Here is a 7,149-nt window from a genome sequence, read left to right on the forward strand (position 1 = left end):
TCTGACAACTCCCACCCCGCCCGACCCCGGCCTCCGCGGGCCGGACGGGGGCCTCCACGGCGACTCTCCCTGACCAACTGGGCAGTTGATCAGATATGCCACCTCCACGCGGTGTCGCTGAACAGCCGGGCGTTGGGGTCGCTCCATCTGCGCAGGCCCGGAACCTGCGGCACACGTTCAGTACCGGAGGGCGCAGGCTTCGGGCGGTGCCCCGCCCATCCCAATACCCCCGGGTGATGCCTGATCGGCAGCCGTCAACCCGTACGCATGGCCGTACAATTCAGGGACTCGCGTACGGTTTCCCGACCCCTGGAGCCCAGGATTCCTGGAACCCGCGTACCTTGAAGTGCGGTCCCGCGCTCACTGCCCAACCCTCGCTTACGCCGTCAGGCAGGCCCTGGTATCCGGTCCCTTACAGGTGATTCCGCCTGGCTGCCAGGCGTGTTGAACACGCTGTACCGCCAGAGCGGCAACGATGGTGACCCCTCCGAACACGGTTGGGCCTGCTTCACTATTCCCAGGAGCCGTTCATGCGTATTCGTACTGCTGTCGCCGCCGTGTCGCTCGCCGCTGCCGGGATGATCCTCTCGGTAGCCGGTGTCGTACAGGCCGATGACTGGCACATGGAGGTCATCACCCCGGCCCCTCAGGGCCCCGTGAACTGGTCGAACCAAACGTCCGTTGATATCTCCTCCGATGACGAGCGCGGCCTGTGCCTGAGCGATCTCTACTGCTAGGACTCACCCGGCCGGTCATGTCCGGAGCCGACGGGCCGGAGACGGATCGCGTCCAAAATCGCGGTCCAGGACGTGGTGCCAGTTTCCGGGTACGGCCACAAACAAGTACGGTCGGCCGGGATGAACTGTGAGGCCGCAAACGTGACAAAACAACGGTTGCGGCAAGCATGGCGCGTCCGGCCGTAACCACGGCGAGATGCCCACGGGCAGAACCAGGTGGCCGTCGGGAAACCGCGGGAGCGGCCGGTCGACCAGTGCCGTCCGCAGCTGGTCGGTGCCGATCCGCCTCTCGGGAGCCCCGTTCCCAGCGTATGGCGGGCGGACCGCGCGCGGGGCGACCCGTACACGCCCGCCCGCCCGGCGGGCCGGCCGCCGGGCGGGGTCATGGTCGGTCGGCTTGTTGTTTACGAGATCGGCTGGACGTGCATGCTCTGCTCGTCCTGGCCGGGGGTGTTGAGGCACTCGAACTTGCGGCTGCTGGTGGTCACGGCCTTGTGGAATTCCGTGAGGCACTTGCCGAGGGCCTTCTGGCCGTAGGAGTTGGGGTGGAAGGACTCCTCCTGCTGGCCCTGCGAGTACGGCGTCTGGACCGGTCCCTGGGACAGGAACCGCATCCACTCGGCGTTCTTGCCGGGTACGGGGTTGGCCAGGGTGTTGGCGCTGGTGGGCAGTTGCGTGGCCGTGTTGCAGACTTCGTGTCCGTCGAAGGCCCACTGCAGGTCCAGGTAGGCGATGCCGGTGTCGTCGGCCGCCTTCTCCAGGGTTTCGGCGATCGCCGGCACCACGGTCCTGCGCGCCCAGTCGGTGTCCTGGTCGTAGAAGGGGCAGCCGCCCTTCTGGTACCGGTCGGAAAAGATACCGGCGACCCCCTGGGGATACCGGTACGAGGCGGCCTGGGGAACCGGGGCGGGGTAGGACTGCAGGGCGAAGACGTAGGACCCGACCGGGTGGCCGTGCTCGGCAAGGACGCCCCGGATCGCCTTGACGGTGTCCTTCACCCTCGGCAGGACGTGGTCCCTGAGGCGCTCTTTGACCGTCGCGTCCCAGCTCTTCCAGCAGTAGGACGTGACCTTCAGGACATAGGTCTTGACACAGCCCTTGATGACCCCGCCGAAGCCGAGGTCGTTGCCGCCGATGGACAGCTGCACCAGCTTGATCTGGCTCTGATCGGCGAGATCAGCGAGCTGGTCGGTCTGGGGTTTCTCGCCCTTGTACGTCTGGCCTCCCGCGCTCCTGGGCAGGACGTCCTTGGTCACCGCGCCCGAACATGCCAGGTTCACCCTCTTGTCGACCGGCAGGTCGGCGCTTTGGATCTCCGCGACGTCCGAGCGATGACAGCCGTTCTCCTTACTGGTGACGGGGTCGACGTAGCTGGTCCCGTACACCCGGGTGGGGTCCTTCGGCCCGCAACTGCCCGCCGCGTTGCAGGCCCTGTCGGTCCCCCACATGTCGGTGTCGGAGGTGTACTGCATCGCGATGTTGCCCTGCCACCGGCCTCCCTCACCGGAGATGAAACTGTCCCCCAGCGAGACAGCCACCGTGGAACCGGCCCCCGTGTCCTGACCGGCCGCCTGCGCTCTCGCGGTGCCCGAACTCCCCGAAGCCGGGGCTGCTGCGGCTGATCCGCCCGCCGCCAGCACGACGGCGGCGAGCACGCACACCGCGACCCGGCCTCTTCCCCGCCATGCTGTCCTTCCCCTGCGGGACCGATGCCCCTGTGTCACGTCCATGGTCTCTCCCCTCCGATGGCGCCCGCGCGGCCTTCGCGTCCGGGAACCCGTGGCGCAGCGGTCGGCCCGGCAGTCACCCCCGCCTCCGCCAATGGAGAAAGCCAGGACAACAACCGGCAGCGACGCTACGCGTCCAATTGATCACCCAACGTGCTTCCCAGGCGAAATGGCGGCATGCGCCCAGGGCGTCAGCCCGAAGCCGGATTCACCGGAATGTGGCCTTCCGTGTCTGCGGCATCGAACAGGACCGCACAGGACGCCGACGCGGGCCACATTGCCCCGGCCGGCGCCGCCAGGCCGGCCGCAGCGGGGCCCGCCCCTTGCGGCCGATGGAGCAGGAGAATGTCCGGCCGCCGAAGGGGAGCCCGCGGGAGCGGGAACCCGTCCGGACTTGCGATCCGCACCCTGCCGCCGCGCGGGCGGCAACACCCCCATTGGCGACGTTGGGTATCCGTATTGCTACTCAACGTATTGTTGGGCTACCTTGCCGGTCGGTAAGCCAGTGCGTTCACTGCGCCAACAGCGCGCAATGCGGCGGATTGCCGGTTGAGGCGGCGGGGAGGCAGCAGGAAACATCCAGCCTCCACCGTCCACACCACACCTCCAGAACAGAGCGCATGACGGAAGGCCAGTTCATGTCAGACATCACCAGCGGCTGGGTCTACAACTCCGGGGCGGTCGGGCTGCGGCGGATCGACGCCATCCACATCACCGACAGGGGCCAAGGCAACACGACGAAGACCGAAGACTGGTGGGACTTCCTCACCGGGAGGTGGATCACCCCCGACTGCATCTTCGGCTGCTACCCGGACACCAACGGCATCGGCTTCATCCTCGACAACCAGGTCCGCTTCACCGACAAGCAGAACCCCAGGAGCCTCGCCGACCACTTCCCCACCCTCCCCAAGGACTGGACGAAGGGGGGCATCACCAGCGCCTGGGTTTACAACTCCGGGGCGGTCGGGCTGCGGCGGGGCGACTCCATCCACATCACCGACAGGGGCAAGGATAACGAGACCAAGATCGGCGAATGGTGGAAGTTCCTCACCGACGAGTGGGCCAACCCCGACTGCATCTTCGGCTGCTACCCGGACACTGACGGCATCGGCTTCATCCTCGACAACCAGGTCCGCTTCACCGACAAGCGGGACCCCAGGAGCCTCGCCAAACACTTCCCCACCCTCCCCAAGGACTGGACGTGAGACCGCCCGCGCCGTAACACCACGGGCCGGTCAGCACGACCGGCCCGTGCCGCCCTCCCTCAGCGGGCTGTACGACGTCGTCCACGACTAGCAGGGCCGCCTCGCCTCCGCCCCCGCAGCCGAAGGCGCCGGTCGAGGTGGCGAAGAAGGCGGTCATGCCCTGCAGGGCCTCTGCCTCCGCGCGGCCGACGCGCCGTCCGGCCATGACGCCGGCGCGGCGGGCCGTGGTCCGCGAGGCCGTCCGCGACGTCCGCACCGCGCCGCCCCCCGGCGCCCGCCGAACCGCCGGCGGACCTGTCCCTCGCGGCGCTCCGCGCCGTCGTCGACGCCCCGGCCGCGTACTCGCACCAGCTCGGGGAGCTGATGCGACTACGCCCGCGCCGGTGCCGGGGAAACCTGGGCGGCCGGGGAAACGTGAGTCTGTCCCCACGCCCCTCGTGGATCGGCCGCCCGGCAGCAGAATCCTGTTCTCCTACGGCAAGGAGAGCGAGATCGAAAGCCCCCGGCCGCTCAACCTTCCCAACGTCCTGATGCACCATCACGGACTGGACGAGCAGACCGCGCTCGAGGAGACCGCCCGACTGCACAACCTGGAGATCGAGGGGTACATCTCGACGGAGGCCCAGGTGGCCACCTGGGCCAGTCCGCAACTCACCCGATTCCTCGCAGCCATCCGGGCCATGCAGCGCGGCTACTACGACTGGGGACTGAAGACCCCCCGCTACAACGTCGATCACTACTTCGACACCGGCCCTCAGACGCACACCGGCCACAACACAGCCTTCGCTCGTGACCGCGGTACCAGCTGACCTTTGACGGGCCCACACGTGGCGAGTTCGGTGGCCGCTGGAGCAGGATCCGGAAGCGGGCGACCGGACCGCCACCGAGATCGGGGCGGCTCCGTCCTCCGCGGGCGCCGCTCACGCGCAGGCGATGGCCGACCACGGACTTGCCCCCCGCGTGCTCTCCAACGAGGAGATGTACTGCACGGTGGTCACCGGCGCCGGCCCGTAGGCGCCGACGCGGTCGTCGTCCACTACATCAGCGCCCCCGACGTCCTCACTGTCGCCGCTGTCAAACTCATCACCCCCTGACTCTGAGCGGGCCCCCACCAGTGCGGCCCCTGAAAAGGGCGGTGGTGGTGAAGGCGCGCACTGGGCCGGACGCGGCGGTGCGGAACGATTCTCCGGGTGAACACGCACGCCCGCCGCCGCCCCTCGCGCCGACGGCGACGGGCGCGCGGCTAGACATCGGTCATGGATGATCCATTCGCCCTGAGTCCCGTGAACCGGCCCAGAACATCCGGGGTGTCCCCCACACGCCCGGCGTCCGGTACCCGCGGGGTGTCAGCGCTCGCCCTTGAGGGTGACGGTGCCGAAGGCGGTGGGGCGGAGAGCGCCGAAGCCGTACGTGGTGATGACGATCCTCTGGGAGCAGCCCTTGGAGGTGGGACCGGCGAAGGCACTGATCAGGTCGGGGTCCGGGCGGCCGTCCGATCCCCGGCGGGCCATCCGATCAGGTGACAACGCAGCGGTCTGGCCTGTTCTTTCGCGTGCCGCCCCTTTCACGTCCTGCCACGGCGGGGCCGGACGGCGCTAGTGTGAACAGCCCGAAGGAGGTGCCGCATGGGCGACAGCAGCGAAGCGACGTGGACGACGCTGATCGGCGGGGAGAGCGTGGAGATCCCGGCGACGATCGACGGGGTCCGCGCGGCCCTCGCCGACGAGCCTGAGCGGCTGGCCGAGTTCGAGGCCGAGATCGGACGAACCCCCGCATCCGAGCTGCCACGGACACTGGCCGCGTGGGCACTGCCGCCCGAGGCATGGGCGGAGATCGACGCGCAGTTCGACCGGCTTGCCGCCGGGGACTTCTCCGGCTGCACCCCCATGGAAGAGCTGCCCGGCTACAACCCGGCCGGGGAAGAAGCTGCGTGAGCTACAACGTCCAGTACTCCTACCGGGCCCGCGCCCAGCGCGCCACGATGAAACCCGCCGTCCGCGATGCACTGGACGCCGGGATGCGGCGGTTGGCCGCCGACCCGTATGGGCTCCGCTCGGCGCAGGCCTCCGGCCAGCCGCAGACCAACGCGTCGTCTCCTTCCCGGACGCCATCGTCCTGTACTGGGTCCACGACAGCGTCCTGACGATCACCGCCGTCGACATCGTCCACTGAGCCCGCACCCCGGTCCTGAATGACGTACAGGCGGGGACCCGCAAAGGCGGAAATCATGACCGAGGACCACACAGATTGTCCTGACGCCGTACACCTGCGGTCGACTGGCGTCAGCGACACCACCGTCAGGGCGAGAGAAAGCACTCGACCTCCCGTTGGGGCAGGACGACGGACCCGTAGCCGGGTCGGGCGGGCGGCCTGTCTGACGAGGCGCGAGGCGGTGTACGTCTTCTTCGCGACGCCGACCAGTCCATCCCGCATCCGTGCTTCCGCGGGAGCCCCTGCCGTCTGCTGATCCGATCACCGCACCCTGCCATGGGGATCGAGGCGGTGTCAGCGGGATGATCAGCCAGCCCGGCGACGGGATTCGACGCATGTCCGGTCGCCGCTGACCCGGCCCACACACAGCAGCGGGAGCCCTCTCCCGGCCATCGGTTCCAAGGCCACAAGCCGGAAGGGCTCCCCCGCTCGACAGAAGGCCAGGCGATCCCGCGGCGAGGACGTCCAGGACGAGGACGCGCAATCGCCGAGATGCCCGCTCGTACTCGTACGCGGCATTCCGCATCCGACTGCGCACCAGGTACGGCGAGACGACGGCCGCAGTCACGATCAGGTCCCCGAGCGCGGTGGCCACGTCCCCGGCGCCCTGGTGCAATCCCCTGACGGGGCCCCGGCGAGGAAGGACGTGGCCACCGCGCTGGCGGCGGACCCGGCGGCCGCCCCGTACGCCGGCGAGATCGAGCGGGCGATGCACCTGACGGGGTCATCGATGGAGTCGTTCACAGTCTTCCTTCACTCTGGTCCGCACAGCCAGTGGCGGTGCGGGCAATTTTCCAGATGTCGGTCGCTGCTAGCGCCAGAATGCGGACACTTCGGACCGGAGATTGTCGACCAGGTCGATTACCGGCTGGTCGTAGTACTTCAGTGCCATGCTGTACAGAGACAGCAGGCGGGCCAGCGCGATCCGGATGGACTGCTCGTTTACGCCTGGAATGTCGTAGCGCAGTTCGGCCAGGGCATCGATCACGAGGTCCCGGTCCCCTGGCTCGCGCAACCGGAACACTGCCCGAACCGCCGTGCAATCGGAAGCGGTGCGTGTCCAGCGTGGAGACCAGCGTAGTGGCTGCCTTCCGGCACCCCGGGCCGCACGCGCGGACTACCCGGGCGGCAGCACGAAGCGTCCCCCCGACCTGACCGCCGCTGGCTGAAGCAGCTCGGCGTGCGTGCGGGCAGGGTGCGGGCCGAGCGTGAGAATCCGGAGGGCGGCCAGGTCCGGTGCCGTCCGCAGCGCCGGAATGAGTCCGGCGC

7 protein-coding genes are annotated in these 7,149 nt (G+C 68.8%); 4 read left to right on the top strand and 3 right to left on the bottom strand.

The window, feature by feature from the left end; all coding sequences use genetic code 11:
• Nucleotides 1-530: 530 nt before the first annotated feature.
• Nucleotides 531-737: a hypothetical protein gene (locus BFF77_RS27380; protein WP_141698542.1), complete on the top strand. Its 207-nt coding sequence runs from the start codon at nt 531-533 to the stop codon at nt 735-737.
• A gap of 404 nt (nt 738-1,141) precedes the next feature.
• On the opposite strand, the gene BFF77_RS27385 is transcribed toward BFF77_RS27380, so the two are convergent.
• Nucleotides 1,142-2,275: an SGNH/GDSL hydrolase family protein gene (locus tag BFF77_RS27385; RefSeq protein WP_066954910.1), complete on the bottom strand. Its 1,134-nt coding sequence runs from the start codon at nt 2,273-2,275 to the stop codon at nt 1,142-1,144.
• An 827-nt stretch (nt 2,276-3,102) separates the two neighbouring features.
• On the opposite strand from BFF77_RS27385, the gene BFF77_RS27390 reads away from it, so the two are divergent.
• Both BFF77_RS27390 and BFF77_RS27395 read left to right on the top strand, forming a co-directional pair.
• Complete coding sequence (locus tag BFF77_RS27390; RefSeq protein WP_141698543.1) at nt 3,103-3,669, top strand: hypothetical protein; 567 nt, start codon at nt 3,103-3,105, stop codon at nt 3,667-3,669.
• 437 nt (nt 3,670-4,106) lie between these two features.
• On the top strand, nt 4,107-4,478 hold the full coding sequence (locus BFF77_RS27395; protein WP_066954916.1) for a terpene synthase family protein: 372 nt from the start codon (nt 4,107-4,109) through the stop codon (nt 4,476-4,478).
• A gap of 537 nt (nt 4,479-5,015) precedes the next feature.
• On the opposite strand, the gene BFF77_RS35980 is transcribed toward BFF77_RS27395, so the two are convergent.
• Nucleotides 5,016-5,180, bottom strand: coding sequence for a hypothetical protein (locus tag BFF77_RS35980; RefSeq protein WP_169922736.1), 165 nt, complete (start codon nt 5,178-5,180; stop codon nt 5,016-5,018).
• A 114-nt stretch (nt 5,181-5,294) separates the two neighbouring features.
• Between BFF77_RS35980 and BFF77_RS27400 the strand changes: the two genes are divergently transcribed.
• Nucleotides 5,295-5,603: a hypothetical protein gene (locus BFF77_RS27400; protein WP_066954919.1), complete on the top strand. Its 309-nt coding sequence runs from the start codon at nt 5,295-5,297 to the stop codon at nt 5,601-5,603.
• 1,088 nt (nt 5,604-6,691) lie between these two features.
• Here BFF77_RS27400 and BFF77_RS35985 read toward each other — a convergent pair.
• On the bottom strand, nt 6,692-6,868 hold the full coding sequence (locus tag BFF77_RS35985; protein ID WP_169922737.1) for a hypothetical protein: 177 nt from the start codon (nt 6,866-6,868) through the stop codon (nt 6,692-6,694).
• Nucleotides 6,869-7,149: the final 281 nt, after the last annotated feature.

The sequence above is a fragment of the Streptomyces lushanensis genome (genome assembly GCF_001700515.1).
Classification (GTDB): Bacteria; Actinomycetota; Actinomycetes; order Streptomycetales; family Streptomycetaceae; genus Streptomyces; species Streptomyces lushanensis.

Excerpts from the sequence above, each read along its gene's own strand:
- BFF77_RS27380 (WP_141698542.1), top strand. The coding sequence starts at position 531 with ATGCGTATTCGTACTGCTGTCGCCGCCGTGTCGCTCGCCGCTGCCGGG.
- BFF77_RS27390 (WP_141698543.1), top strand. The coding sequence starts at position 3,103 with ATGTCAGACATCACCAGCGGCTGGGTCTACAACTCCGGGGCGGTCGGG.
- BFF77_RS35980 (WP_169922736.1), bottom strand. The coding sequence starts at position 5,180 with ATGGCCCGCCGGGGATCGGACGGCCGCCCGGACCCCGACCTGATCAGT.
- BFF77_RS27400 (WP_066954919.1), top strand. The coding sequence starts at position 5,295 with ATGGGCGACAGCAGCGAAGCGACGTGGACGACGCTGATCGGCGGGGAG.